Here is a 26244-nt window from a genome sequence, read left to right on the forward strand (position 1 = left end):
ATCGACGCCGACCCCTACCGTCGTCTCGTGACCGTCATCCTCCCCGTGCTCGCCGGCCTCGGCACCGGACTCGCCCTCATCGTGGCGATCGGTGTGCAGAACACGTACCTGCTTCGGCTCGCGGTGAGCGCACGTCTCCGGGTCGTGGCAGCCGCGGTGGTGGTGTGCGCGGTGTCCGACGCCGTGCTCATCATCGCCGGGGTGCTCGGCGTCGGGGCCGTCGTCGAGCGGTTCCCCGTCGCGCTCGTCGTGGTCCGGCTCGTGGGCGCTGCCTTCCTGCTGACGTACGGGGTGCTCGCGGCGCGGCGGGCACTGCGCCCCTCGGGCGATGCGATCCGGGTGGCAGCCGAGGACGACGGGGTCGCCGTGGGCACCTCGACGGGCGGCGGGAACGCGGACGACGACGGGGTCGCGCCCCCGGGCGAACACCGCGCCCCGGTGCACGGGGGCGCGACGTCCGTGGCGGGGCGCGACACGGCAGTGGACCCGGCCACGGTGGGAGCCGGGCCGGCGCGGACGACGCTCGCCCAGCCTCCAGGCCGGAGCGGCGGCGCCGCCCCCGCGATGCGCACGGCGGTCCTGACCATGCTCGTCTTCACGTGGGCGAACCCGCACGTGTACCTGGACACGCTCGTGTTCCTCGGGTCCGTTGCCAACCAGCAGGGCGCCGACGACCGATGGTGGTGGACGCTCGGTGCCGTCGCGGCGAGCTGCCTGTGGTTCGGCGCGCTCGGGTTCGGCGGGCGGCTGCTCCGGCCGCTGTTCGCGAAGCCGCTCACCTGGCGCGTCTTCGACGGCTGCGTCGCCGTGGTGATGCTCGCGTTCGGCGTCGCCTTGCTCGTCGGCGCCTGACTCCGGCGGCGCTTCTTCGACAACCAAAAGCAGTTCGCACCACGGGATCACGTGGTGCGAACTGCTTTCAATTGTGCGAGGCCAAGACGCACCACGCGGCGGCGGATGCCTACTGCAGCCCGCGCCCCACCCGGCTGTTCCGGCGGCTGTACCCGAAGTAGATCGCGAAGCCGATGACCAGCCAGACGACGAAGCGCAGCCACGTCTCGACCTCGAGGTTCAGCATCAGCCAGAAGCACAGCACGGCGGACAGGATCGGGATCACCGGCGACCACGGCACCCGGAACGACCGCGGCGCGTCCGGCCGGGTCCGACGGAGCACGATGATCCCGATCGACACGAGCACGAACGCGGAGAGCGTCCCGATGTTGATCATGCCCTCGAGCTTGTCCACCGCGGTGAACCCGGCGAGCAGCGCCACGACGATGCCCGCGACGACCTGCACCCGGACGGGCGTCTGCGTCTTCGGGTTCGTCACCGAGAACCAGCGGGGCAGCAAGCCGTCGCGGCTCATCGAGAACACGATGCGGGACAGGCCGAGCAGCAGCACCATCACGACGGTGGTGAGGCCGATGAGCGACCCGATCGCGATGATCCCGGCGGCCCACGGCAGACCCACGAGGTCGAAGGCCGAGGCGAGGGAGGGCGCGTCCTCCTGCGCGAGCTGCTTGTAGGAGACCATGCCGGTGATCACGATGCTGACGCCGACGTAGAGCAGGGTGACGATGCCGAGCCCGATGAAGATGCCGCGCGGCAGCGTCTTCTGCGGGTTCTCGGTCTCCTCCGCGCTGGTCGCGACGACGTCGAAGCCGATGAACGCGAAGAAGACCAGCGATGCGGCGGCGAGCAGACCGAAGACGCCGTACTGCGCGGGCTCGGAGCCGGTGAACCAGGACACGAGTGACTGCGTCCAGACACTGCCCTCTGACCCCTTCGACGGCTGCGCGGCGGGGATGAACGGGGTGAAGTTCGCGGCCTTGACGAAGAAGGCGCCGACCACGATGACGAACACGACGATCGCGACCTTGATGATCGTGATGATCGCGGAGACGCGGGAGGACAGACGGGTCCCGAACGCGAGGAGCGCGGTGAAGATGCCGACGATGAGGACGGGTCCCCACGTGAAGCCGATCGGGCCGAGGGCGATCGTGCTCGGGAGCTTGACGCCGAAGACCTCGAACGCGGTGCTGAGGTAGATGCCCCAGTACTTCGCGATCACGGCACTGGCGGTGAGGGTCTCGAGGATGAGGTCCCAGCCGACGATCCACGCCAGCAGCTCGCCCATCGTGGCGTAGGTGAACGTGTACGCGGAGCCGGCGACCGGGATGGTGGAGGCGAACTCGGCGTAGCACATGATCGCCAGGCCGCACGTGACGGCGGCGAGCAGGAACGAGATGATCACGCCCGGGCCGGCGAAGTTCGCCGCGGCGTTCGCCCCCACCGAGAAGATCCCGGCGCCGACCGCGACCGCGATGCCCATCGCGGCGATGTCGAACGTCTTCAGGGAGCGCTTCAGCGAGCGTCCCTGTTCTTCCGAGTCGGCGAGGGAGGCCTCGATCGACTTCGTGCGGAGCTTCGTTGCCATGGGGTGGTTCCCGTCATCGGCTGGCGTGGGACCCCGGAAGGGTACTGGCGTACCACCCCGGTACGCAAAGCGTCCGCATGGACGGTCCGGTCTGCAGACGGCGGTGCAGAACCGGACGGGAGGCCCGGTGTCAGTCCGCCGCGCGTCGCCAGTCCGCCAGGTAGCGGGCTCCCGCCTCGTCGTGGATGACACCGTCGGGTGCGGTGAGCACCGGGTACGGCGTCGCCGGGACACCGTCCGACGGACGGACGTCCACATGCGCCACGTCGTGCCCGTTCGCGTGCAGCCAGTCGGCCATCGCGTAGTCGCTCCGGGAGTCGCCCATCGTGCGCCAGGTCAGCGGCAGCTCGCCGTCCTCGGCGAGGAGCTCGAGGGAGCGCTCTGCACCCATGTCCTTGCCGCTGCGGTCGGACTCGACGTCAGTGGAGATGATCGTCGGGTCGATGCGCCACGCGACGGAACCGTCGGCAGCGGGCCGGACGTCGTCGAGCCGGCGGACGCCGAGCCCGCGGCGCTGGAGTGCGGCCATCGCCCGCTCGTCGAACTCCGGCTGGCGGGCGAGGTAGGTGGCGTTCGGCACCTCGACGCGCTGCTCGACGGACACCATCGCGCGCTTGGTCTCGTCGAAGAACACCAGGTCGGCGTACTCGGCACGCACGAGCTCGCGCATCTCGTCGGCGTAGTCGGTGGGGAGCGCGAGGTCCTCGGCGATCGCGATGTCGCTCATGCCGTCCTCGTACTGCGGGCCGATCGAGCACCAGACGGCGCCCTTCTCGCACACGGCGTGCACTCGGCCGCCGGGAGCCAGACCGCCGGCGAGCAGCGGACGGACGACCTGTTCACGGATGAAGGCGTCGCTCCGGCCCGTGTTGAACACCACGGGGATGCCCTCTGCCGCGAGCGCGACGAGGTCCTCCACGATGCTCTGGATCGCGATGGTGCGGGAGACGGGACTGGCGATCGGGCCGTCGACGTCCAGCAGGAGTCCGAGTCGGGGTGCGCTCACCCGACCATCCTCTCAGTGCCGCGGGGTCCGGAGCGCGCCGAGCAGCCGTGCGAGGGTCGCGGCGTCGGGGATGTGCCCCTGGCCGTCGATCATCACGAGCTCGGAGCCGGGGATCGCCTCGGCGGTGGCCCGTGCGGCGAGCCGGAGCCACCGCGGGCTGGCGGTGCCGGAACCCACGACGACCGGCACCCCGACCGCGGCGAGCACCCGCTCCGGGATCGCGAGCCCGTTGAGCATCCGGACGTCGCGCGCGAGCACGTGCGCGTCGGCGAGCAGGGTGCGCCACAGGCGGGGACGGAGGCGGAACGCGCTCACCTGGCTCATCGGCAGCCCGAGCACCTGGGCCAGGAACGCCCGGACCGCTGCGGCACGACGGCCGGCGGCGACCTGCTCGTCGAGGGTGTCCGCGAAGACGACGTCGTCGGCGTGCGGGTCGACGCTCGCGCGGTACGGCGGTTCCCACAGCACGGCCGCCTCAGCCGGGAGACCGGCGGCGAGCGCGTGCAGGACCACTCCGGCACCGACGCAGACGGCCAGGACGGTGACCGGGCCGTCGACCTGGGCGACGACGGCGTCGAGGTCCTCGACCTCCCGCTCGATCGCCCACGGACCGGTGTCCCCACTGTCCCCACGGCCGCGACGGTCGTAGGTGACCACACGGTGGTGATCGGCGAGGCCCTGGACCACGGCTTCCACGAACGGCGTGCCACGGTGGCCGAACGCACCACCGACCACGACGACCGCGGGGCCGTTGCCCGCGTCGGACACCGCGATGCGGGTGCCGTCGGCGGAGACGACCGTTCGGTCGGTGGAAGGGTGCATGTGATCCTCAGCGGTGGTTCGACGGCACTGCGTCGGGTCCTCGGGGAGGGGCCGTGCGGGTCGTCCTCCGAGTGTCGCAGCCCGGCGCGCTGCCGTCATCCCCCGCAACCAGGGGCAGACGACCCTGATCGGGGCAGGCGGACGGTGTCGATCAGACCAGCGCGGTCGTCCCCACCGACTCCCGCTCGAGCAGGGAACGCTTCACGTCGAGCCCCCACGCGAAGCCGCCGAGCGACCCGTCGGAGCGGAGCACGCGGTGGCAGGGCACGAACAGCGCCGGGGCGTTCCGGGCACACACGCTCGCCGCTGCCCGCACGGCGTCCGGCCGGCCCATCGCCGCCGCGAGCTCGGTGTAGGTCAGGGTGGACCCGGCGGGGATCTCCCGCAGCTGCAGCCACCCCGCTTCGAAGAGCTCGGTGCCGACCTGCCGCACGGGGACCTGCATCGCGTGCTCGATCTCCCCCGCGTAGAAGGCGTCGACGGCGTCCGCGGAGGACACTGGCCCCTCGATCACGGTGGACGGTCGGTGGCGCGCCGGTACCCGCGCCAGGATCCGGTCGAACGAGTCCGTCCAGCCGGACGCGAGCACCCGGCCCTGGTCGTCTTCGAGCACGGTGAACGCGCCGTCGGGGGTCTGGAGGGTGGAGATCACTGCATCGGTCATGGGGTGTCCTTCCGGGACGTCGTGGAAGCAGCACGCGCGGCTGCGGTCGCGCGGTCGACGATCGGCCGCCAGCAGTGCATCGTGAGGTAGCTCCGCCAGGGGGCCACTTGCTCCGACCATAGGGAGAGCTCGCGCGCCGAACCGGGCAGTCCGAGTTCCTGTGCACCGTTCCGCACGGCGAGGTCGCTGTGGAGGAACAAGTCCGGATGGTGCCGGACCCGCAGTGCCACGTAGTCCGCGGTCCACGGTCCGATCCCCCGCACGGCGAGGAGTCCGTTCCGGAGCTCGTCGAGGGACTGCCCGCCGTCGACGACGAGCGACCCGTCCGCCAGCGCGGACGCGACGCGGAGGATCGTCTGGATCCGGGCGGACGGCCCCCGGAGCACCGAACCGCCGCGCTCCGCGATGACGGCGGCGGACGGGAACAGGACACCGTCCGGGGCGATCGCCGTCGGCACCGGTGCACCGAGCGCTGCCACCAGCCGCGTCTGCGCCGTCCGGGCCGCGGCCACCGAGACCTGCTGCCCGATGAGCGTGCGGAACACCACCTCGTGCGCGTCCACCGCGCCCGGCAGCCGGATCCCGGGCACCCTCGTGACGGCGGGCACCAGGGTCGGGACCGATCCGAGCACCGTGTCCACCGCGACCGGATCGGCATCGAGGTCGAACAGCGCCCGCACCCGCGCCACGAGCGTCGGCAGGTCACTGAGGTCGGTCACCCGCACGACCAGGTCGATGCCGGTGCCCCGCCCGGCCCCGTCCGGGACCGCGGCCGATGCACTGAACCAACCGGGGCCTCCCGGCAGGTCGAGGAGCCGGCCGTAGGACCGGACCGTGCCGTCGTCGCCCCGCACCACCTGCTCCAGCCCGGCGAGCGCGTGCAGCGCGTGCCAGTCGAGGAGGCCCTGCGCGTCGAACGGCGCGCGGGCCGGCAGGTGCACGTGCAGGCCGCCGTCGAGGGTCGGCTGGATCCGCCGGCGGGCACGGAGCTCCGACGGGGTGACGGCGAAGACCTCGCGCACGGTGTCGTTGAACTGCCGGACGCTCGCGAACCCCGCGGCGAACGCGACGTCCGCGATCGGCAGGTCGGACGACGTCAGCAGCGTCCGTGCGGTCTGCGCCCGGTGCGCACGGCTCAGCGCCTTCGGTCCGGCCCCGAGCTCCTCCGTCATGATCCGACCGAGGTGCCGTTCGGAGTAGCCGACGCGTGCCGCGAGCCCGGGGACGCCTTCCCGCTCGACGACGCCATCGAGGACGAGACGCATCGCGCGGCCGGCGACGTCTTCGCGGAGGTCCCACTCCGGGCTGCCGGGAGTGGCCTCCGGCAGGCAGCGCTTGCACGCGCGGTACCCGGCCAGGTGTGCGGCGGCGCTCGTCCGGTAGAAGGTCACACCCGTCGACCGGGGCGTGCGCGCCGGGCAGCTCGGGCGGCAGTAGATGCCGGTCGAGTGCACGGCGGTGACGAACTGGCCGTCGAACCGCGCGTCGCGCGACGCCGCGATGCGGTACCGCTCGTCGTGCAGTGCGTCGGTTCCCGTGGTGGTCATGCGGCAAGCCTGACACGCGCCACCGTCATCGACTGGCGGAAATCGGACGGCGCAGCCGGGAGGCTCCGGTACCGTCGGGCACATGGGTTCCGGTGCCGAGACGGTCGCGTCCAGTGCCCTCGACCACGTCACCCAGGTCGAGGTCGCGATGCTCCTCGTCTCCCGGCGACACCGCTACGAGGGACGGCCCGCCGACGGCGCACTCCCCGCGGACGAGGAGGAACTGCGCGACCGGGTCAGCCTGCGCGCCGGCCTCGGGATCGTCGGCGACCGCTACTTCGCGTCCCGGGCACACGTGCACGCGTCCGTCACCGTGATCGGGCTCGAGGCGCTCGAGGACGTCGGACGGTCGCTCGGCGTCGCGCTGGACCCGGTCGCGACCCGTCGGAACGTGTTCCTGCGGGGCGTCGACGTCGAGGCGCTCCGGGGCGAGCCGTTCTCGCTCGACACCGGCGACGGCCCCGTGCTGTTCCGCGGGTACCGGCCGGCGAACCCCTGCGCCTGGATGGACCACGAGATCGCTCCCGGCGCGTTCCGGGCGATGCGCGGACGGGGCGGGGTGCGGTGCGACCCGGAGTCCGACGGCGTGCTCACCCTCGGCCCCGCGGTGCTCCGCACGGCCCGCCCCGTGCCCGTCGGTGTCTAGCGGCTAGACGCTCGCCGGTGCGAGCGCAGCCTGGATCGCGTCGACGAACGCCGGCAGGTCACCCGGGTTCCGCGACGTGATGATCGTGCTGCCGGTCTCGTCGACCTGGACCTCCTGGTCGACCCACTCGGCGCCCGCGTTCCGGATGTCGGTCTGCAGCGACGGGTAGGACGTGATCGTCCGACCGGTCAGCACGCCGGCCTCCACGAGGGTCCACGGGCCGTGACAGATCGCGGCGACGGGCTTGCCGGCGGCGACGAAGGCCTGCACGAGGTCGACCGCTGCGGTCTCCTGACGGATCGTGTCGGCGTTGATGGTGCCGCCGGGGACGACGAGTGCGTCGAAGTCGCCCGCCTGGACGTTCGCGAGCGTGGTGTCGGGATCGAGGGACTTGCCCGGGTCCTTGTCGCCGACGAGGGTCTGGACCGTGTCGGTCTCCTTCGCCGCGATCGTCACCGAGGCACCGCGCTTCCGAAGTTCTTCCGTCGGGACGATGATCTCGTCCTGCTCGACGCCGTAGTTGGTCGTGATGACGAGGACGTTCTTCCCGTCGAGGGCTGCCATGATCACTCCTTCCACGTGCCGGGGTCTCCGGCCGCACCGACCAGGGTGCTCGGTGGCGCTGGGCGTCGACTCAGCCGCTCGCTGGCGCACCGGGCGTCAGCCGCACAGCGGCGCTCCGGGCGTCAGCCGCGCAGCCGGAACGCCGACCCCTCGGCCGTCACCTCGATGCCGTCGAAGCCCCGCACCCGCGCGAGCCCGACCGTCACGTCCGCGTCGAGCTCCCCCACGACCACGGTCGTCGCACCGGAGGCGATCGCGGACTGCAGGCCGGCGGGGGCGTCCTCGAACGCGACGCAGTCCTCGGCCCGGAGACCGAGGAGCGCCGCGCCCCGGACGTACCCGTCGGGGTGCGGCTTGCCCTGCTCGACGTCCTCCGACGTGACGACCGACTCCGGCACGGTCACCCCGGCGGCGCGCATCCGGTTCAGGGCGAGGTCGCGCGGTGCGCTCGTGACGAGCGCGACGGGGACGCCGGCGTCGACCAGCCGGCCGAGGAACGCGGCGGCGCCGGGGATCTCGATGATGCCGTGGGTGTTCTCGACCTCGTCCGCGACGAGCTCGTCGGCCAGACGACGCTGTTCGGCGTACGGCAGGTCGGGCAGGAAGTGCTGCACGGTGTCGATCGTCTGGCGGCCGTGCGAGAACGCCAGGATCGTCGACGGGGCGATGTCGTGCTGCGCACCGAAGCGGCTCCACGCTCCCTCGACGACCGACGTCGAGTCGACGAGCGTCCCGTCCATGTCGAAGAGGACCCCGGACGCCACGATGTCGATCACGCGCCCGACCCTACCTGTCGGTGGATCCACGCCCGTGTGATCGCGCCCCGCCGCGAACACTGCGCCCGCGCATGTCGGGGCGCGATGTGCGTACGCGGGCGCAAAGCACCCAGAGCGACCGCGACCGCGGCAGATCAGCTGGATCAGGGGCGCCGGAGGTACCGCGTGAGCAGGACGTCGCCCTCGCCGCGGAGCACGTGCGCCAAGCGCATCCGGCGCAGCTCGGGCGAGGCGCCCCGGGCGATGCGCGGCCCCGCGCCGCCTTCGAGCGACGGGTCGACCGTCAGGCACAACTCGTCGACGAGGTCCGCCGCGATCAGCGAGCCGAGGAACGAGGGACCGCCCTCGCAGTGGATCCGCGCGAGCCCCCGGTCCACCAGCGCCGCCCGCACGAGCGCCACGTCCACACGGTCGTCCCCGCACGCGACCACGTCGGCGACCTCGGACAGGGCAGCGCGCCGGTCGGCAGGGGCTACGGACGAGGTCAGCACGAGCGGCCGCACCGGCGCCTCGGTGAAGACGTTCGACGTGGGGTCGAGCGACAGCGACCCGGACACGATGGCGAACACCGGGTGGTCGGGCATCCCGTGCGCCCGGCGCCACGCGACGTCGGACTCCCGCACCCGCATCGGCCCGTACCCCTCGTCGCGCACGGTTCCCGCGGCGACGAGCACCACGTCCGCGACCCGGCGCAGCAGGTCGAACACCCGCAGGTCGTCGGGGCCACCGATGCCGGCCGTGACACCGCCGGCCGATGCGGAGCCGTCGAGGGTGCTCACGAAGTTGACCCGCAACCAGCCGCCGGCCGACGCGGCGGAGTCGACCCGGGCCTCCAGGCCGTCGCCGACCTGCGCCGCACCGAACGGGACCGCACCGTAGAGCGCGATGAGGTCGTCGTCCGTCAGGTCCGCGATCGACGGCGGCAGCACGTTCACGTGTTGTGCCGCGCTTCCACCGGCACACGCCAGCCGAGCGTCGCCTCGACCATGCGCATGGCGTCCACGGACTCCGCGACGTCGTGCATCCGGACGATCCGCGCACCCAGCATCGCGCTCACCGTGGCGACCGCGAGCGAGCCCGCGAGACGAGCACCGCGGGGCCGGCCGAGCGACTCCCCCACGAAGTCCTTGTTCGACACCGCCGCGAGCACGGGGTACCCGAGCGCGACGACCTCGGGAAGTCGGCGGGTGAGCTCGAGCGTGTGCACGGTGTTCTTGTTGAGGTCGTGGCCGGGGTCGACGATGATCCGCGAGTCCGGGATGCCCGCGGCGAGCGCCCGGTCCACGCGCTCACGCAGGAACCCGACCACGGACGCGGTGACGTCGTCGTAGGACGGCGGGACGGGCAGCTGCTGGCGCGGCGGCGCCGTCGAGTGCGTGATGACGATCGTCGCGTCGGAGTCGGCGACGACCGATGCCATCCGCGGGTCGGAGAGCCCCGTCGTGTCGTTGATGACGCTGGCACCGGCGGCGATCGCTGCCGACGCGACCTCCGGGCGGAAGGTGTCGACGCTGATCGTGACGTCGGACTGTCCGGCGAGCTGGGCGACGACGGGGACGACGCGCTCGATCTCCTCGGACGTGGGGAGTTCGGGGCCCGGCGCGAACTTCACGCCACCGATGTCGACCCAGTCGGCACCGAGTTCGGCGGCACGCACCGCTGCCTCGACGGCGCGGTCGAGCTCGAAGGTCGCGCCGCGGTCGTGGAAGGAGTCCGGGGTGCGGTTGACGATCGCCATCACGGCGATGCGGTGGTCGAAGTCGATCGTGCGGCGTCCGATGGTGCGGACCGGGCTCCGGAGGACGGGGACGACCCATCCGGGCGCGGCCGGCACCGCCGTCATGCGCCGGCGCCGATCAGGGCGATCGCCTCGGCACGCCCAGCCGTGTCGGCGAGCGTTCCGGTGGCGGCGACCGTGACGGTCGACGACGCGGTCTGGCGCTCCCCGCGGGTGGTGACGCACTGATGGCCGGCGTCGAGCACGGCGAGGACGCCCCGTGCCGCCAGGCCCTCCTGCACCGCGGCGACGATCTGCTCGCCGAGCCGCTCCTGCAGCTGCGGGCGGGACGCGAGCGCATCCACCACCCGCGACAGCGTGCCGAGCCCGATGAGCCGCTCGCCCGGTGCGTAGGCCAGGTGGGCGACGCCGGTGAAGGGCAGCAGGTGGTGTTCGCACACCGACCGGAAGCGGATGTCGCGCACGATCACCAGCTCGCCGCGCTCGTCGTCGTCGGTGGGCACGGTGCCGTCCCGGGCGATCGCGACGGCGTCGAGGTCGGTGCCGGAGAAGAACTCGGTGAACGCGTCGACGACCCGCTGCGGGGTGCGGTCGAGCTCCGGACGGTCAGGGTCCTGCCCGAGTGCTGCGAGGAGCTCCCGCACGGCGGCCTCGGCGCGGGCACGGTCCAGGCGCGGGTTCACGTCCTCCATCCAACACCAGGCCACCGACGTTGCCAGGTTCCTTTAAACTTGGGCGGTGAGCGCCCCGCAGACAACCGAAACGACGCCCCGGAACCGAGTCGCCTCCGGCCTCGACCGCTTCTTCTCGATCACCCAGCGTGGTTCGAGCATCCCCCGCGAAGTCCGTGGTGGTCTCGTCTCCTTCGTGACCATGGCGTACATCGTCATCCTCAACCCGCTCATCCTCGGTGGCTTCAGCGCCGACCAGGCCGCGAAGGACGTCACCGGCGGCTGGCTCGAGAACGCCCAGGTCGCCGCGGCGACGGGACTCGTCGCCGGCCTCATGACGATCGCGATGGGGGTGATCGCGAACCTGCCGTTCGGCATCGCGGCCGGCCTCGGGATCAACTCGTTCCTCGCGGTCAGCGTCGTGCACCAGGTCACCTGGGCGGAGGCGATGGGCCTCGTCGTGATCAACGGTGTGATCATCGTGATCCTCGCGTTGACGGGGATCCGGACGATGATCTTCACCGCGGTGCCAGCGCAGCTGAAGGCCGCGATCACGGTCGGCATCGGCCTGTTCATCGCGTTCATCGGTCTGGTGGACTCCGGGTTCGTGCGCTCCTCGGGTCTCGCGTCGCCGCCGCTGCAGCTCGGCGAGGACGGCTCCGTCGGGGCGCTCCCCACGATCGTGTTCCTCATCGGCCTGGTGATCATCGGCACGCTCATGGCCCGCAAGGTCAAGGGTGCGCTGCTCATCGGCATCATCGCGACGACGGTCATCGCGATCATCCTGCAGGCGATCTTCCACGTGCCGACCTCGGTCGACTCCAAGACCGGCTGGAACCTCAACGCCCCCGGCCTGCCGAGCGCGCTGTTCGCCCTGCCGGACCTGTCGCTCGTCGGCCACTTCGACTTCGGTGCGTTCAGCCGCATCGGCCCGCTCGCCGCGTCGATGCTCGTCTTCACCCTCGTGTTCACGAACTTCTTCGACGCGATGGGCACGATGACCGGCCTGGCGAAGGCCGCCGGGGTCGCGAAGCCCGACGGCACCTTCCCCCGCCTCCGCTCGGCGCTCGTCGTCGAGGGTGCCGGCGCGATCGCCGGTGGTGGCGCATCGGTGTCGTCGAACACCGTCTTCATCGACTCGGCGGCGGGCATCGGCGAGGGCGCCCGGACCGGCATGGCGTCGGTCATCACGGGGCTGCTGTTCCTGGCGTCGATGTTCCTGACGCCGCTGACGCAGGTCGTCCCGCTCGAGGTCGCCGCCGCCGGGCTCGTCGTCGTCGGTGCGCTCATGGTGGCGCAGGTGAAGGACATCGAGTGGAGCGACTTCGGTTCGGCGCTCCCCGCGTTCCTGACGATCGTCGTGATGCCGCTGACGTACTCGATCGCGAACGGCATCGGCGCGGGCTTCATCAGCTGGGTGCTGATCAAGGCGCTGTCGGGCAAGGGTCGCGAGGTCTCGTGGCTGCTCTACGTGGTCGCCGCCGGCTTCCTGCTGTACTTCGCGCGCGGTCCGCTGGAGAGCGTGCTCGGCGTCGGCTGACGCGCGGCGGCGCGCGGCGGCGCGCTGGCGCACTGCGCGCTGCTGCGGCGGCGGCGGTTCACTTCGGCAGCGCACAACCGCAACCGGCTCGCACCACGGACGTCCGTGGTGCGAGCCGGTTCCCGTTGTGCGGGTCCGGTCCGCGCCACGGTGCAGTCGGCAGCCGCGGACGCGGCAGGGCGGACGGGAGGCGCAGGGTCAGTCCGGCAGGTCGGCCGGGGTCGCCTCGTGGTGGCGTCGGCCCCCGGTGCGCCGGTCCTCCTTCATGCCCGCCTCGAGCAGGTGGCGGCGGCCCGCGGCGAGGTCGTCCCGCGCGGTCCGTTCGAGCTCCTTGGCGAGGGCGTAGTAACCGTCGTCGTAGTCCTCGACGATCTGGAACGTCCACCGCCCCTCGATGACGTTCCGCCCGATCAGCTCGGTGTCGATGCGGTCCGCGAGCTCGGTGTGCCCGGCCTCCCGGAGCTGTTCGACCGCGTCGCCGAGGTTCAGGTCGGCCATCCCGGTGAGCCGGTGGAAGCCGTAGAGCAGGCCACGCGCGTGCTCGATGACCTCGACCGCGGCGGACAGTGTCCCGAGTGCCTCGACGGTGGCGTCGGACACCCCTTCGGGAACCTGGTGCTGCTCGTCGGGGCCCTGTGCGTCGTTCGTCATGCCCCTCGTCTACACGACTGATCCGGGAACCGCTCCCCGGTTGCGACACCCTCGACGCCCGCCTACCATTCGAACACACGTTCGAACGAGGAGGACCCGATGATCGTCGTCGATGCAGCCGTCACGGTCTGGTGGCACCAGGGATCGCCGTCACGCATCGTGTGGCAGGGCCGTCGCTGGTGGGTGTCCGACGTACCCACCCGGCTCACCGTCACCCCCGCCGACCTGCCCACCGCCATCACCCACGCGCCCGAACGGACCGCCGGGTGGCGGTTCCAGGTCACGGCAGAAGACCGCGAGACCCTGGTCGTCGACATCGTCCCCGACGGCGACGGGTGGCGGGTCGCCCGCACCTGGTCGTGAACCCACCGCTCGGGCCGTGCACGTTCAGGCGGACGCGCGGGCTGGATCGGCCGGCGTCGGCGTCGGCGTCGGCGTCGGGCGCTCCATGAGCCGCCACGAACCGCCGAGCAACGGGGCGAGCGTGACCACGGTGTAGACCGCGGCGACGATGCCGAACGTCGCCGACACCCCGAGTCCGTCCGCGGCGACCCCGGCGAGCAGCCCACCGAGCGGGATCCCCGCCCACGACCCCGCGCCGAGCAGGCCGAACACCCGCGCCCGCATGTGCTCCGGGATCCGCTCGAGCTCGACCGCGCCGAGGATGGGGTTCAGCGCTCCGGCGGCGAGCCCGGACACCGCCGCCGCACCGAGCACCCACGGCAGGGCGAGCCCGAGCGCCGGTGCCACGAGCGACGGCCCGCCGGCGAGCACGAAGCACACGACGAACGTGATCCGCCGCGGGACCCGGTGCGCCACGTACCCGAACACCAGCGACCCGAGGAACGCCGCCCCACCGAAGGTCCCGGTCACGAAGCCGAGCGACTGCGCACCGCCGAGCCGTTCGTCCGCGTACAGGGGCAGCAGCGTCGTCGACCGTGCGGCGTCGAGCAGGTTCGTGACGAGCACCAACGCGATGATCAGCCGGAAGAAGGGATCCCGCACGCAGAACCGGAAGCCCTCGGCGATGTCCCGCCAGTACCCGGCTTCCGACACCACGACCGGCTCCGTGTCGCTCGTATGGGCGCTCGGAACGGCCGGACGCACGAAGAGCGCCGTCAGCAGCGCCGCCCCGCCGAACGCCAGCGCCGTGCATGCGAGCGCCGGCATCGGACCGAGGACCGCGACGAGCACCCCGCCGACCGGTGCCCCGACGAGCACGGACAGCCGGGCCGACGCCTCGAAGTGCCCGACCGCCCGCTCGAGCGAGACACCGGCATCGGTCGCGAGTCCCGGCAGCAGCACCCGCCGTGCGGACTCCCCCGGCATGTCGAACAGCCCGCTGACGAAGACGAGCGCGAGCAGCGCCCAGAACGGCAGCCCGACGGTCCAGGCCAGCACCGGCATCGCGAGGAGCGTCACGCCGCTGATGAGGTCCGAACCGATGCTCGACCGGACGAACCCGATCCGCTCGACCAGGGCGCCGCCGAACGGGCCGCCGAGGACGATCGGCACCGTCGCCATGAACGCCGTGATCCCGACGTCGGTCGCGGAACCACCGCGGGCGAGCACCACGAAGGGGACGCTGACCGTCGTGACGACGTTCCCGATCCGCGAGGCGACCTGCACCGCGAGCAGCGCACGGAGCCGCCCGCGGGGGCTCAGACGCGCGGCCATCGGTACGCCTGCTGGAGCACGACGACCTGCTCGGACCCGTCACCCTCGACGTGGTCGACCCCGACGGCACGCCACCGCTCGACGACCGCACGCATCTCGGCGCCGAGCTGAGCGAGTTCCGGCGCGGTCAGTCGGATCACGCGGTCGGAGCTCGTCCCTGCCGCGACCCATTCCCGACCGAAGGTGGCCGCCCGGTCGACGTACGCCTCGAAGTTCGCCGCGTACGTGCGGGCCACGGCGCGGTCGAGCGTGCTGGCGGCGAGCGCCCGCTCGGGGTCGTCGAGCGCGTCCTCGAGGTGCCACGACGACGACGCGTGCGCCGCCTGCCACCATCGTTCGCGACGGTCCGCCACCGGCACGTCCGCCGGCTCGATGAACCCGGCACCGGCGAGCTTGCCGCAGTGGTAGCTGATCGTGCCGGGTGCTTCGTCGATGAGCTCGCCGAGCATCGCCGCCGTCTGCGGTCCGTTGGCCCGGAGGAGCCCCAGGATCCGCAGCCGAGTCGGGTGTGCGAGCGCCCGCATCTGTGCCGGGTCGTCGATCCGTCCGTCGTCCATGCCGCCACGATAGGTCCACAAGAGTCGTTGCGCAACACTTCTTGTGGATCTTCGCCACGGAGGCTCGCCTCGCGTCGGACGATCGCGGTACGGTCACGGCATGGCCAGGTGGATCGCACTGCTGCGCGGCGTCAACGTCAACGGGATCACGATCAGGTCGGCCGAGCTCCGCGCGCTCTTCGAGGAGCGCGGGTACTCGGACGTCCGCACGGTCCTCGCCTCCGGGAACGTCGTCTTCGACAGCGACGCCACGAGCGCGACGCTCAAGGCCGACGTCGAGCAGGCACTCCGGGACCGCTTCGGGTACGACGCCTGGATCGTGCTGGTCCCGCACGACCGGCTCGCGGCGATCGTCGACGGGTTCCCGTTCGACTCCGCCCCGGACCGGCACGACTACGTCCTGTTCGGCTCCGACGAGGCAGCACTCGACGACCTGCTCGCGGACCTCGAGCTCGACCCGGCGGTCGAGCAGGTCGCCCGCGGCCACGGCGTCGTGTCCTGGTCCTGCCCGAAGGGATCCAGCACCGACACCGTGTTCGCCAAGCGTGCCGGAGCGGCCCGGTTCAAGCGCACGACGACCACCCGCAACGTGAACACGCTCCGGAAGCTGCTGTAGGACCGACGCTGCCGGAGCGCCCGCGCGCCCCGCGCGCTGTTCGGTCGCCTCGTCCCCGGGGCCGACCCGATGCGCGGCCGCACAACCGAAACCGGCCCGAACCACGGACGTCCGTGGCGCGAGCCGGTTTCCGTTGTGCGGCGCCGATCCGAGCTGCGCAGCCGCGCAGCTGCGCAGCCGCGCAGCCGCGCAGCCGCGCAAGCGCCCCGCGCTACGCGGTCGTCTCGTCCACCTCGAGTTCGCGCTCGAGCGAGATCGTCGGGATCGACGCCGTGATGACGGAACCGTCCGCCCGCAGCGTGCCCTGGATGTCGCTCGTCGTCGGCGCGTGCCCGGACATGCGCGGTCCGTGGTGCGGGATCGGCACGACCGTCGGCTCACCGGATTCGATGTCGTAGGGCTGGTTGTGCACCCAGGCCGTGAACCCCGAGCCGGTTTCGACGGTGAACGTCATCTGCTCCTGCTCGAGGTCGACACGCACCCGCGAACCGCGCACGGTCAGCCGGTACGACAGCCGTTCCCACTCCTTCGGCAGACGCGGGTTGAACGACATCTTGCCGCCGTGGTCGCGCATGCCGCCGAACCCGTTGACGAGCGCACCCCAGATCCCACCGGTCGAGGCGATGTGCACTCCGTCGGTGGTGTTGCCGTGCAGGTCGGCCAGGTCGACGTAGAGCGCCGTGTTGAAGTACTGCTCGGCGAGCTCGTGGTACCCGACCTCGGCCGCCATGATCGACTGCACGACCGCGGACAGCGTGGAGTCGCCGGTGGTGAGCGCGTCGTAGTAGTCGAAGTCGCGGCGCTTCTCGGCCGGGGTGAACTCGTGCCCCTGCAGGAACAGCGCGAGCACGACGTCCGCCTGCTTGAGCACCTGGAAGCGGTAGATCACCAGCGGGTGGTAGTGGAGCAGCAGCGGACGCTTGGACTCCGGCGTGTTCTCGAGGTCCCAGAGCTCCTTGTCCAGGAACTGGGCGTCCTGCGGGTGGATCCCACGGTGCGGGTCGAAGGGGATCTCCATCGACTCCGCCGCACGCTCCCAGTCCACGACCTCGGTCTCGCTGAGACCGGTCCGGCGGACCATCCGGGCGTACTCCTCGGGGTCGTCGACCGCGAGCTCACGCGTGGCGTTGACCGCGAACCACAGGTTCGCGCGCGCCATCACGTTCGTGTACATGTTGTCGTCGACGACCGTCGTGTACTCGTCCGGGCCGGTGACGCCGTCGATGTGGAACTTCTGGTCGCCGTTGGACCGCCAGAAGCCGAGGTCTTCCCACAGGCGGGCGGTCTCGACGAGGATGTCGATCGCCCCGCGCTTCAGGAACTCGGTGTCGCCGGACGCCCGTACGTACTGCATGAGCGCATGCGCGATGTCCGCGTCGATGTGGTACTGCGCGGTGCCGGCGGCGTAGTAGGCGCTCGACTCCTCGCCGTTGATGGTCCGCCAGGGGAAGAGCGCGCCGTGCTGGTTCAGTTCGCGGGCACGCGCACGTGCCGCGTCGAGCATGTTGTAGCGGAACCGGAGGGCGTTCCGGGCGACGATCGGCGCCGTGTAGCTCAGGAACGGCAGGACGTAGATCTCCATGTCCCAGAAGTAGTGGCCGCCGTAGCCGGAACCGGTGACGCCCTTCGCCGCGATGCCGTGGCCGTCGGTGCGAGCCGTCGCCTGCGCGAGCATGAACAGGTTCCAGCGCACCGCCTGCTGGATCTCCGGCTGCCCGGCGACCTCGACGTCGCTGCGCGACCAGTAGTCGTCCATCCACGTGCGCTGCTTGGCGAAGGTCTCCTCGACCGTCTCGGCACGTGCACGGTCCAGCGTGCGGTCGCAGCGGTCCGCGAGCTCTCGCGCCGGCACCCCGCGGGAGGTGTGGTAGACCACGTTCTTGGTCAGCCGGATCGGTCGACCGGCCTTCGCCTGCACCCGGTAGACGTGCTTGGCGAGGTCGTCCTCGATGGAGGAGGACTCGTCCCACGTGTTGTCGGTCTCGATGCGGTGCTCGACGCCGACGCAGATCGTCATGCCCGAGGTCGCCGCCTGGTACCCGAGGAGGGACCGGCTGCCGGAGTTCCGCTTCAGGCGGGGCTCGAGCACACGGTCGGTGAACGTCTCGGCCTTGCGCGGGTCGAACGCGTTCGCCGCCGCGCGCATGCCGGCGTGGTACTCGTCGACGACGTCCTGGCGGTTGAGGATCTGGCTCGACAGCAGGATCGACGCGTCGTGGTCGAGCATCGTCACCTCGTAGTCGATGACGGCGAGGTGCCGGTCGGTGAACGAGACGAGGCGGCGGGAGCGGATGAGCACCCGCTTGCCGGACGGCGTCGACCACTCGGTCTCCCGCAGCAGGTACCCGCCACGGAAGTCGAGTCGCCGGGTGTGCCGCAGGATGTCCGCCTCGGCGAGGACCAGCGGCTCGTCGTCGACGTACAGCCGGATGACCTTGGCGTCGGGCGCGTTGATGATCGTCTGCCCGGTCTTGGCGAACCCGAACGCGTCTTCGGCGTGCCGGATCGGCCAGGTCTCGTGGAAGCCGTTGATGTACGTGCCGTACTGCACGCCGCCGCGACCTTCGTCGAGGTTGCCGCGCAGGCCGAGGTAGCCGTTGCCGACCGCGAAGTTCGTCTCCGCGACGCCCTGCTGGTCGGGCGCGTACTCGGTCTCGACGAGTGCCCACTCGTCGACCGGGTACCGGACGCGGTCGAGGGGGTCCGAGGTGATGGGGTTCATGGGGCTCCGTGGGAAGGGAGAGCGGTCAGGAACGGCCTGGAGGCACGGATCGTGCCCGGCGGGTCGTCTACGTCGTCAGCGTGGCGGGCTGGGGGAGGTCGGGGACGAGGTCGGCGAGGTCCGTCACGACGACGTCCGCCCCGTTCGCGAGGAGGTCGTCGGCACCGGCGCCGCGGTCGACGCCGATCACGAGCCCGAAGGCGCCGTTCCGGCCGGCGGCCACGCCACTCGTCGCGTCCTCGACGACGACGCACTCGGCGGCGGTCAGGCCGAAGCGGCTCGCTGCGTCGAGGTAGGTGTCCGGTGCGGGCTTGCCCGCGAGCCCGTCTTCCCGCGCGACGAGGCCGTCGACGATGACCGGGAAGCGCTCCAGGATCCCCGCGGTGCGGAGGACCTGCTTGGCGTTCGCGGAACTCGAGACGACCGCGACCGACAGGCCGGCGTCGGTGGCCGCCGTGAGGAAGCGCAACGAGCCCGGGTAGGCCTCGACGCCGTGCTCGGACAGCTCGGCGGTGAACTCGGCGTTCTTCCGGTTGCCGAGACCGCACACCGTGTCGTCGTCGGGGCCGTCGTCCGGCGTGCCCTGCGGCAGGTCGATGCCACGCGAGTCGAGCAGCGAGCGGACGCCGTCGTAGCGGGGCTTGCCGTCGATGTACGCGAAGTAGTCCTGCTCCGTATAGGGAGCGACACCGTGCGCAGCGAGGTACGGCGTGAACAGCCGGCTCCACGCGCGCATGTGCACGTCGGCGGTCGGCGTCAGGACCCCGTCGAGGTCGAAGAGCAGGGCACGGGCATCCGCGAGGCGCGCAGGAGCCCGACGGTCAGACGACGTCATGGACACACCTTCCAGGGAGTGGTGTCGTACGAGTGCTGCGCCCGAGTCTAGGACCGCTCCAGGCAGCGCGTCGCACCCCGACCCACCCCTGTGGAGAGTTCACCGGGAGGTCGGCCCGGCCGTGAGGACGCGCAGTCCACGACCGGTTCGCTCGTCGTGACGAAGGGGACACGATGACCACCGACACCACGGACCGGGCCGCTGACGCGCAGGGGTCCAAGCTCCGGCAGGCGATCACCGGGCCACTGCTCTACCTGTTCATCCTCGGGGACGTGCTGGGCGCGGGGATCTACGCCCTGATGGGCACGCTCTCCGGCGACGTCGGTGGGGCGCTCTGGGCACCGCTCGTGCTCGCGCTGCTGCTCGCGCTGCGGACCGCGGGCTCCTACGCCGAACTCGTCACGAAGTACCCGAAGGCCGGCGGTGCCGCGGTGTTCGCGGAACGGGCCTACAAGGTGCCGATGGTGTCGTTCCTCGTCGGGTTCTGCATGCTCGCAGCGGGCGTCACGAGTGCGGCCGGCCTGTCGCTCGCGTTCGCCGGCGACTACTTCGGCACCTTCGTCGACCTGCCGCCGGTACCCACCGCGATCGTCTTCCTCGCGCTCATCGCGTGCCTGAACGCGCGCGGGATCTCGGACTCCCTGAAGAGCAACGTGGTGATGACGATCATCGAGGTGTCCGGCCTGGTGATCGTGATCGTGGCGGTCGCCGTGATGATGGGCGGCGGGGGCGGCGACGTCGCGCGGATCGGCGAGTTCCCGTCCGGGGCGAACCCCGCGCTGGCCACGCTCAGCGCCGCGATCGTGGCCTACTACTCCTTCGTCGGCTTCGAGACCTCGGCGAACGTGGCCGAGGAGGTCCGCGAGCCGCGGAAGGTGTACCCGAGGGCACTCTTCGGCGCGCTCGCCACGGCCGGGGTCGTCTACGTCCTGGTCGGGTTGGCGAGCGCGATCGCCCTGCCTGCGTCGGAGCTCGGCGAGTCATCCGGGCCGCTGCTCCAGGTGGTGGCGGCGACCGGTGTGCCGATCCCGGACTGGGTGTTCAGCTTGATCGCCCTGGTCGCCGTCGCGAACGGAGCGCTCCTGACGATGATCATGGCGAGCCGCGTGACCTACGGGATGGCCGAGCAGCGTCTGCTCCCGGTGGTGCTCGGCAAGGTGCTGCCGAACCGGAAGACCCCCTGGACCGCGATCGTCGCGACGACCGTCGTCGCGATGCTGCTCACGCTCGTCGGCGACGTCGGCACGCTCGCCGAGACCGTCGTGCTCCTGCTGCTGTTCGTGTTCATCAGCACGAACGTCGCGGTGCTCGTGCTCCGGCGCGACCACGTCGAGCACGACCACTTCCGGGTCTGGACGTTCGTGCCCGTGCTCGGCGTCGCGTCGTGCGTCCTGCTGCTCACCCAGCAGAGCGGTCAGGTCTGGCTCTACGCCGCGATGCTGATCGCGGTCGGCGTGGTGCTGTACCTGGTCGCCCGGCTCACCGGGGGCCGGCGGAGCGGCGGCAGGCGGACCGACGACCGCCCGGGATCCCCCACGGCGTAGCGTCGTCCTCGTGCCAGAGACGATCCGGATCCGCGCCGTCGCAGTCGCCCTGCGCGGAGCCGACGTGCTGGTCGTCCGCCGTCACCGTGACGACCGTTCGTACGCCGTCCTGCCGGGCGGCGGGGTGGAGGCGGGCGAGACACCGCAGCAGGCGTGCGCCCGGGAACTCCACGAGGAGACCGGCCTGACGGGCGTGCCCGAGCAGCTCCTGCCGGTCGGGGTCGACCGCGACGCTCCGGCCGTGTACTTCCGTGTCCGGGTCGACGACGGCACCCCGGCCATGCCCGCAGACTCCCCGGAGGCGCAGCGGGCGACCGATGGGAACCGCTACGAACCTGCGTGGGTACCGGTCGCCGACCTCGACCGCATCGGGCTCGTGCCCGACCGCGCCCGGAGAGCCGTCGCGCTCGCGGTCGAGGGGCTCAGCGGAGGCCGGCCGCCCGGATCCCCTCGACCCACCGCTCGACCGCAGCGCTGATCTGCGCGCGGGCGTCCGCCCGGGAGATCGTCGCGGTGCCGTCACCCGGCTGCGCGCCGTAGGCACCGAAGTCGGCGTGGTTCGAGCCCTGGATCTCGGTCATCGTCGCGTCCGCCGGCAGCTCGTGCCGCGCCGCGGCGACCTTCTCCGGCGTGGAGAGCCCGTCGCGCGACCCGGAGACGCTCAGCACGTCCAGGTCCGTCCCGGACAGGTCGTTCGCGCAGTAGCTCCCGAGGAGCAGCAGTCCGGCCACGCCCGGGTCGTCGGCCAGCTGGCACGCGCGGACCCCACCGAGCGAGTGCCCGCCGACGGCCCAGGTCTGCACGGACGGGGCGTGCGCCTCGAACGTGGACAGGGGGCGGAGGTCGAAGAACGCGAGGTGCAGCGTCGGCTTCGTGATGACGACGGTCGTGCCGCTCGCGACCACCTGCCGGAACGTGGCCATGTAGGCGTACGGGTCGACCTTCGCGCCGGGGATGAACACGACCCCGACACCGTTCGCCGTGCCGGTCGGGGTCATCACGACCGAGTCGCCGGCGTCCCGCACGGCCACCCGGTCGTCCCGCCACACCTGCAGCGCTGCGGACCGGGTGCCTTGCATCACGATGTTCGCCCACACCAGGAACACGATCACGACGACGAGCAGCACCGCCACGATCCAGGCGGTCCAACGCAGTGCTCGGTTCATCGGGTCTCCTCCGGTCGTCGTGCGGTGACGGTCAGCCACCGTTCCTCGGCTCCCGGTGCGGTCGTCTCGCGGACGTCGACGTCGGTCCAGCCGGTCTCGGAGACCACCGACGCGAGCGCGTCGCCGGTCCAGTAGGTGAAGTGCCGGGGCCGGTCGAGCTTCCTGGTGCTCCAGTCCTCGCCGTCGCCGCGCTTCACGGTCGCGGCGAGCACGCCCCCGGGGACGACGGCCACGAACGCACGGCGGAGCACCCCGGGGAGTTCTTCGCGCCGGACGTGCAGCAGCACCGCGTTCGCGAAGACGGCGTCGTAGCCGCTGCCGAACACCCCGGTGCGGACGTCGAGCACCCGGGCGACGTGTCCGTCCTCGCGGAGCCGGTCCACGAAGGACCGGGCTCCGTCGGTCCGGTCCACGCGGAGCCCGGCGGCCTCCAGGGCGAGTGCGTCGCGTCCGGGGCCGGACCCGAGCTCGAGGACGCGTGCCCCCGGCGCGACGAGGCCGAGGAGGTCGTCGACGAGCCCGGCCCGGTGCCCGTCGGTCCGGTCCGCGTAGCGATCGGCAGCGCGCTCGTAGGTGTCGAGGGTGCGGTCGGTGGCGAGGTCCCGGCGCATGACGACCTCGTGGCGGCCGTCCGGGAGCAGGTCACCGAGTTCGTCCGCGATCGTGAAGCCGTGGCGTTCGTACGTCCGCCGGGCGACGGTGTTGTCGGGCATCACCGAGAGTTCGAGCTCGGCGGCCCCGACGCGTGCGGCCCAGCGGACGATCGCGTCGATGAGCAGTCCGGCGACGCCGCGTCCGCGGACAGCCGGGTCGACCCACATCGAGATGAGTTCGGCGTGGTCGCCGTCCCCCGGTGTCCCGCTCGCCATCCCCACCGCGCGCTCGCCGTCGAAGGCGACCAGGTCGAGCGCTCCCGGGATCGAGAGCCGTGTCCGCCAGCGCTCCTCGGGCGCGTCGACCCAGTCGTGCAGCCGGGATCCGAACGCGTCGGGTGCGTCGGCGAGTGCCGCCAGTCGTACCGGCCGCCACTCCCGCCAGTCGTCGGCGGTCAGGGCACGGAGCTCGATCGTCACGCCCCGACGCTATCCCGTCCGTGCCGGAGATGCGGTCGCGCGCGGTCGCGCCCCGGGACGACCACCGCGCCCCGCTGTGACGGGGCGCGGTGTTCGGAACGGGGCGCGAACTGACCGCCAGCGCTCAGGACGCGACGGTCTCCTGGATCGCCGCGCGGATCTCCGCGGCGGCCGCGCCGACGTCCGACGCGCTGTAGATCGCGCTGCCGGCGACGGCGATCGTCGCCCCGGCCGCCTGGACGTCGGCGACCGTGGCCGCCGAGACGCCACCCGCGACGGAGAACGGCACACCGGAGGCCTTGCCCGCATCGAGGAGCGTGGAGAACGTGAAGCCGTCCTCGGCCTGCTCGTCCAGCCCGGCGTGCATCTCGACGAACTCGGCGCCGAGCGCGATGACCTCACGGGCACGGCCAGCCTTGTCGGCGACCCCGATGAGGTCGACGACGACGCCCTTGCCGTGCTTCTGGGCGGCCTTCACCGCGCCGGCGATCGTGCTGTCCCCGGCGACACCGAGCACGGTGACGAGGTCGGCACCGGCGGCGAACGCGATGTCCGCCTCGAGCTCGCCGGCGTCCATCGTCTTGAGGTCGGCGAAGACGGTCTTGTCCGGGTGGGCTTCCTTGATCGCGGTGATCGCGGAGAGGCCGGCGCTCTTGATGAGCGGCGTGCCGAGCTCCAGGACGTCGACGTGCGGGGCGGCCGCGGCGGCGAGTTCGAGGGCGGCTTCGGTGGTCAGGGTGTCCATGGCGAACTGGAGCTGCATGGGGTGTGCCTTTCTATTCGAGGTTGGCGTGCCGGGGCCAGAGGTCGTCGGCGGACTGCCCGCCGCGGGCCCACAGGGTGTGGAAGAGTGCGTCGCCGAGCAGCGCGACGGCCTGCTCGAACAGGCTGCCGGCGTACTGCGCGGAGGCGGTGCCGGAGCGGTCGGTCTTCGTGGCCGCGGGGAGCACGATGGTGACCGCCGCGACCGCGGACAGCGGGGAGTCGGACGTGGTGGAGATCGCGACGACGGATGCGCCGACGTCCGTGGCGGTGCGTGCTGCCGCGACGATGCCGGCCGTCGTCCCCGAGCCGCTGGCGACGACCAGGACGTCGCCGGCGCGGATGGCCGGAGTCGTCACCTCGCCGACCACGTGCACGTCGAGCCCGAGGTGCATCAGGCGCATCGCGGTCATCCGGAGCGCGAGTCCGGAACGGCCGGCACCGTGGACGAAGACGCGGTCGGCGCCCTCGACCAGGTCGACCGCGCGGCCCGCATCGTCGTCGTCCACGCTCGCCGCGAGCGACCGGATCTCGTCGACGATCAGGCCGAACGACCGGGAGACCGAGAGTTCCTGCATGACGACGAGCCTGACGGGGACCGCGCCGGCCCGCCGCTACCCGCGACGGCGGGCGCCCCACCCGATCGGGTGGCCCCGTCCACTCGGGTGGGGCAGGTAGGTTCGGCTGTCATGGACGGTGCAGCGGAAGACGGTCCGGAGGCCCGGCTCGGCCCCGCCAGTCGGCTCGCGGCCACGGAGCACGCCAGGACCGTGGCGGAGCAGGCCGACCGGCACGCGCTCACGCTCGAGTCCGTGCTCGCGGTGCTCCGCTCCCCGCGCGTCGGCGACGCCGCGGCCCGCGCCGAGGCGGTCGAGATCGCGTCGGCGGCGCTCGTCGAGCTCCGCACCGTGACGGACCGGCAGCGGAGCACCCTCCTCGAACCGGTCACGGGGGCGTTCTCGCGGCTCCGGGCCGACCTGCGCCCACTCGTCCGGTTCGGCGACCTGGACGTGCAGTTCGTCGAGCCCCCGGCGACCGGGCGGGCACTCCCCGGTGACGTCGCGCACGCCGCCCGCGCGATCGTCCGGACCGCCGTGCTGGCGCTCGTCGACGCCGGCGACGCCCACCGCGTGCGGATCCAGTGGGACTGCGACGGCCGGAACCTCCTCATGCAGCTCCGCGACGACGGCGCCGGGACGCTCGATGCGCACGACGATGCCGTGCGGCCGATCGCCGAGCGGGTGGTCGCACTCGACGGACACCTCGCGGTCGAGTCGACGCCCGCGTGGGGGTCCGTCCTCGACATCTCACTGCCCCTGGACCCGGCACCGGGTGCGGTCGACCTGCCCGACGACGCCGACCTGACGCCGCGCGAGCAGGACGTGCTGCGGCTCCTCGCGACCGGTGTCGGCAACCGGGAGATCGCCGACGGGCTCGGCATCACCGTGAACACCGTGAAGTACCACGTGGCGAACCTGCTCCGGAAGCGCGGTGCCCGCACCCGTGCGGAGCTCGCCGCGCTCGGGGCGCGGCCGGTCACGGGCTGAAGCGGTACCCCATCCCGGACTCGGTGACGATGTACCGCGGGGTCGACGGATCCGGTTCGAGCTTCCGGCGCAGCTGCGCGACGTAGAGCCGGAGGTACCCGGAGTCGTTGCCGTGCGACGGTCCCCACACCTCGGTGAGCAGCATCTCCCGCGTCATCAGCCGGTCCGGGTTGGCGACGAGGACCTCGAGCAGCCGCCACTCGGTCGGGGTCAACCGGATCGCGGGACCCTCGGCCGGCAGGACCTGCTTGGCGACGAGGTCCACGACGAGGTCCCCGAACCGGACGGTCGGCGCGGTGTCCGCTGCGGCGGTGGCAGCGGCCTGTCGCCGCCCGAGCGCCCGGAGCCGCGCGAGCAACTCGTCCATCTGGAACGGCTTCGTCACGTAGTCGTCCGCGCCGGCGTCCAGCGCGTCGACCTTGTCGGACGAGTCCGTCCGTCCGGAGAGCACCAGCACCGGGACCTGCGACCACGCGCGGATGCCCTCGAGCACACCGATGCCGTCGAGCCGCGGCATCCCGAGGTCGAGCAGCACGATGTCGGGGCGTTCGGTGATGACGGCGTCGATCGCGGCGCGGCCGTCCCGCGCGGTGACGACGTCGTACCCGCGCGCGGACAGCGTCACCCCGAGGGCGCGGACGAGCTGGGGGTCGTCGTCGGCGATCAGGATCCTCATCGGTTCC

General features: G+C 72.0%; 28 protein-coding genes. 8 read left to right on the plus strand and 20 right to left on the minus strand.

What is annotated here, in order from left to right:
• Window positions 1-27: 27 nt before the first annotated feature.
• Window positions 28-852 (plus strand): LysE/ArgO family amino acid transporter, encoded by an 825-nt coding sequence (locus tag EDF24_RS01750; RefSeq protein WP_123700915.1) that lies wholly within the window; start codon window positions 28-30, stop codon window positions 850-852.
• A gap of 109 nt (window positions 853-961) precedes the next feature.
• Here the strand turns inward: EDF24_RS01750 and EDF24_RS01755 are convergent, their stop codons facing one another.
• The 5 genes from EDF24_RS01755 to EDF24_RS01775 all read right to left on the minus strand — a co-directional run bounded on the left by EDF24_RS01755 (window position 962) and on the right by EDF24_RS01775 (window position 6476).
• The gene (locus EDF24_RS01755; protein ID WP_123654880.1) at window positions 962-2437 is read right to left on the minus strand and encodes an APC family permease; all 1476 of its coding nucleotides are present in this window, start codon (window positions 2435-2437) and stop codon (window positions 962-964) included.
• Between the two features lie 130 nt (window positions 2438-2567).
• Window positions 2568-3443 carry a hypothetical protein gene (locus tag EDF24_RS01760; RefSeq protein WP_123654881.1) on the minus strand — a complete coding sequence of 292 codons (876 nt, stop codon included), beginning with the start codon at window positions 3441-3443 and terminating at the stop codon, window positions 2568-2570.
• A 12-nt stretch (window positions 3444-3455) separates the two neighbouring features.
• Complete coding sequence (locus EDF24_RS01765) at window positions 3456-4265, minus strand: alpha/beta fold hydrolase (RefSeq protein ID WP_165931358.1); 810 nt, start codon at window positions 4263-4265, stop codon at window positions 3456-3458.
• Window positions 4266-4416: 151 nt separating this feature from the next.
• Window positions 4417-4929, minus strand: coding sequence for a methylated-DNA--[protein]-cysteine S-methyltransferase (locus EDF24_RS01770; RefSeq protein WP_123700916.1), 513 nt, complete (start codon window positions 4927-4929; stop codon window positions 4417-4419).
• Window positions 4926-6476: an AlkA N-terminal domain-containing protein gene (locus EDF24_RS01775; RefSeq protein ID WP_123700917.1), complete on the minus strand. Its 1551-nt coding sequence runs from the start codon at window positions 6474-6476 to the stop codon at window positions 4926-4928. Before EDF24_RS01775 ends, EDF24_RS01770 begins: the two co-directional genes overlap by 4 nt.
• Window positions 6477-6558: 82 nt before the next feature.
• Between EDF24_RS01775 and EDF24_RS01780 the strand changes: the two genes are divergently transcribed.
• Entirely contained in the window at window positions 6559-7122 is a 564-nt protein-coding gene (locus EDF24_RS01780; protein ID WP_123700918.1) for a molybdenum cofactor biosysynthesis protein, read from the plus strand.
• A 3-nt stretch (window positions 7123-7125) separates the two neighbouring features.
• Here EDF24_RS01780 and EDF24_RS01785 read toward each other — a convergent pair whose 3' ends face one another.
• The 5 genes from EDF24_RS01785 to folE all read right to left on the minus strand — a co-directional run bounded on the left by EDF24_RS01785 (window position 7126) and on the right by folE (window position 10883).
• A complete protein-coding gene (locus tag EDF24_RS01785; RefSeq protein WP_123654886.1) occupies window positions 7126-7686 on the minus strand; it encodes a type 1 glutamine amidotransferase domain-containing protein in 561 nt (186 codons plus the stop codon).
• Window positions 7687-7808: 122 nt separating this feature from the next.
• Window positions 7809-8462 carry an HAD-IA family hydrolase gene (locus EDF24_RS01790; protein WP_123654887.1) on the minus strand — a complete coding sequence of 218 codons (654 nt, stop codon included), beginning with the start codon at window positions 8460-8462 and terminating at the stop codon, window positions 7809-7811.
• Between the two features lie 143 nt (window positions 8463-8605).
• Window positions 8606-9397: a pyrimidine reductase family protein gene (locus EDF24_RS01795; RefSeq protein ID WP_123700919.1), complete on the minus strand. Its 792-nt coding sequence runs from the start codon at window positions 9395-9397 to the stop codon at window positions 8606-8608.
• Window positions 9394-10305 (minus strand): dihydropteroate synthase, encoded by a 912-nt coding sequence (folP, locus tag EDF24_RS01800; protein ID WP_123700920.1) that lies wholly within the window; start codon window positions 10303-10305, stop codon window positions 9394-9396. Before folP ends, EDF24_RS01795 begins: the two co-directional genes overlap by 4 nt.
• Window positions 10302-10883: a GTP cyclohydrolase I gene (folE, locus tag EDF24_RS01805; protein WP_260233327.1), complete on the minus strand. Its 582-nt coding sequence runs from the start codon at window positions 10881-10883 to the stop codon at window positions 10302-10304. Before folE ends, folP begins: the two co-directional genes overlap by 4 nt.
• Window positions 10884-10938: 55 nt before the next feature.
• Between folE and EDF24_RS01810 the strand changes: the two genes are divergently transcribed.
• Entirely contained in the window at window positions 10939-12411 is a 1473-nt protein-coding gene (locus EDF24_RS01810; protein WP_123654891.1) for an NCS2 family permease, read from the plus strand.
• Between the two features lie 198 nt (window positions 12412-12609).
• On the opposite strand, the gene EDF24_RS01815 is transcribed toward EDF24_RS01810, so the two are convergent.
• Complete coding sequence (locus EDF24_RS01815) at window positions 12610-13062, minus strand: hypothetical protein (RefSeq protein ID WP_123654892.1); 453 nt, start codon at window positions 13060-13062, stop codon at window positions 12610-12612.
• A gap of 99 nt (window positions 13063-13161) precedes the next feature.
• Here EDF24_RS01815 and EDF24_RS01820 point away from each other — a divergent pair, with 99 nt between their 5' ends.
• On the plus strand, window positions 13162-13425 hold the full coding sequence (locus tag EDF24_RS01820; protein ID WP_123654893.1) for a hypothetical protein: 264 nt from the start codon (window positions 13162-13164) through the stop codon (window positions 13423-13425).
• A 24-nt stretch (window positions 13426-13449) separates the two neighbouring features.
• Here the strand turns inward: EDF24_RS01820 and EDF24_RS01825 are convergent, their stop codons facing one another.
• Window positions 13450-14739: an MFS transporter gene (locus EDF24_RS01825; RefSeq protein ID WP_123700922.1), complete on the minus strand. Its 1290-nt coding sequence runs from the start codon at window positions 14737-14739 to the stop codon at window positions 13450-13452.
• The gene (locus tag EDF24_RS01830; RefSeq protein ID WP_123700923.1) at window positions 14724-15296 is read right to left on the minus strand and encodes a transcriptional regulator; all 573 of its coding nucleotides are present in this window, start codon (window positions 15294-15296) and stop codon (window positions 14724-14726) included. The genes EDF24_RS01825 and EDF24_RS01830 overlap by 16 nt, the downstream gene beginning before the upstream one ends.
• A 100-nt stretch (window positions 15297-15396) precedes the next feature.
• Here EDF24_RS01830 and EDF24_RS01835 point away from each other — a divergent pair, with 100 nt between their 5' ends.
• Window positions 15397-15912 carry a DUF1697 domain-containing protein gene (locus EDF24_RS01835; RefSeq protein WP_185017312.1) on the plus strand — a complete coding sequence of 172 codons (516 nt, stop codon included), beginning with the start codon at window positions 15397-15399 and terminating at the stop codon, window positions 15910-15912.
• Between the two features lie 211 nt (window positions 15913-16123).
• Here the strand turns inward: EDF24_RS01835 and EDF24_RS01840 are convergent, their stop codons facing one another.
• Together EDF24_RS01840 and EDF24_RS01845 are read right to left on the minus strand one after the other, a co-directional pair.
• The gene (locus tag EDF24_RS01840; protein WP_123700924.1) at window positions 16124-18634 is read right to left on the minus strand and encodes a glycoside hydrolase family 65 protein; all 2511 of its coding nucleotides are present in this window, start codon (window positions 18632-18634) and stop codon (window positions 16124-16126) included.
• Window positions 18635-18701: 67 nt separating this feature from the next.
• Window positions 18702-19469 (minus strand): HAD family phosphatase, encoded by a 768-nt coding sequence (locus EDF24_RS01845; protein WP_123654897.1) that lies wholly within the window; start codon window positions 19467-19469, stop codon window positions 18702-18704.
• A 173-nt stretch (window positions 19470-19642) separates the two neighbouring features.
• Between EDF24_RS01845 and EDF24_RS01850 the strand changes: the two genes are divergently transcribed.
• Window positions 19643-21013 (plus strand): APC family permease, encoded by a 1371-nt coding sequence (locus tag EDF24_RS01850; protein WP_123700925.1) that lies wholly within the window; start codon window positions 19643-19645, stop codon window positions 21011-21013.
• A 10-nt stretch (window positions 21014-21023) separates the two neighbouring features.
• Window positions 21024-21491: an NUDIX domain-containing protein gene (locus EDF24_RS01855; protein ID WP_123700926.1), complete on the plus strand. Its 468-nt coding sequence runs from the start codon at window positions 21024-21026 to the stop codon at window positions 21489-21491.
• Here the strand turns inward: EDF24_RS01855 and EDF24_RS01860 are convergent.
• From EDF24_RS01860 to hxlB, 4 genes are all read right to left on the minus strand, one after another.
• Window positions 21436-22179 (minus strand): alpha/beta hydrolase, encoded by a 744-nt coding sequence (locus EDF24_RS01860; protein WP_123654900.1) that lies wholly within the window; start codon window positions 22177-22179, stop codon window positions 21436-21438. The genes EDF24_RS01855 and EDF24_RS01860 overlap by 56 nt on opposite strands.
• Window positions 22176-23252, minus strand: coding sequence for a bifunctional GNAT family N-acetyltransferase/class I SAM-dependent methyltransferase (locus EDF24_RS01865; protein ID WP_123700927.1), 1077 nt, complete (start codon window positions 23250-23252; stop codon window positions 22176-22178). The genes EDF24_RS01860 and EDF24_RS01865 overlap by 4 nt, the downstream gene beginning before the upstream one ends.
• 124 nt (window positions 23253-23376) lie before the next feature.
• Entirely contained in the window at window positions 23377-24015 is a 639-nt protein-coding gene (gene hxlA / locus EDF24_RS01870) for a 3-hexulose-6-phosphate synthase (RefSeq protein WP_123700928.1), read from the minus strand.
• A gap of 13 nt (window positions 24016-24028) precedes the next feature.
• Complete coding sequence (gene hxlB / locus EDF24_RS01875; protein WP_123700929.1) at window positions 24029-24592, minus strand: 6-phospho-3-hexuloisomerase; 564 nt, start codon at window positions 24590-24592, stop codon at window positions 24029-24031.
• A gap of 111 nt (window positions 24593-24703) precedes the next feature.
• Between hxlB and EDF24_RS01880 the strand changes: the two genes are divergently transcribed.
• Window positions 24704-25561, plus strand: a complete 858-nt coding sequence (locus tag EDF24_RS01880) for a LuxR C-terminal-related transcriptional regulator (protein ID WP_123700930.1) — start codon at window positions 24704-24706, stop codon at window positions 25559-25561.
• Here EDF24_RS01880 and EDF24_RS01885 read toward each other — a convergent pair.
• A complete protein-coding gene (locus EDF24_RS01885; RefSeq protein WP_123654905.1) occupies window positions 25551-26237 on the minus strand; it encodes a response regulator in 687 nt (228 codons plus the stop codon). The genes EDF24_RS01880 and EDF24_RS01885 overlap by 11 nt on opposite strands.
• Window positions 26238-26244 lie beyond the last annotated feature (7 nt).

It is taken from the genome of Curtobacterium sp. PhB130, from assembly GCF_003755165.1.
GTDB lineage: Bacteria > Actinomycetota > Actinomycetes > Actinomycetales > Microbacteriaceae > Curtobacterium.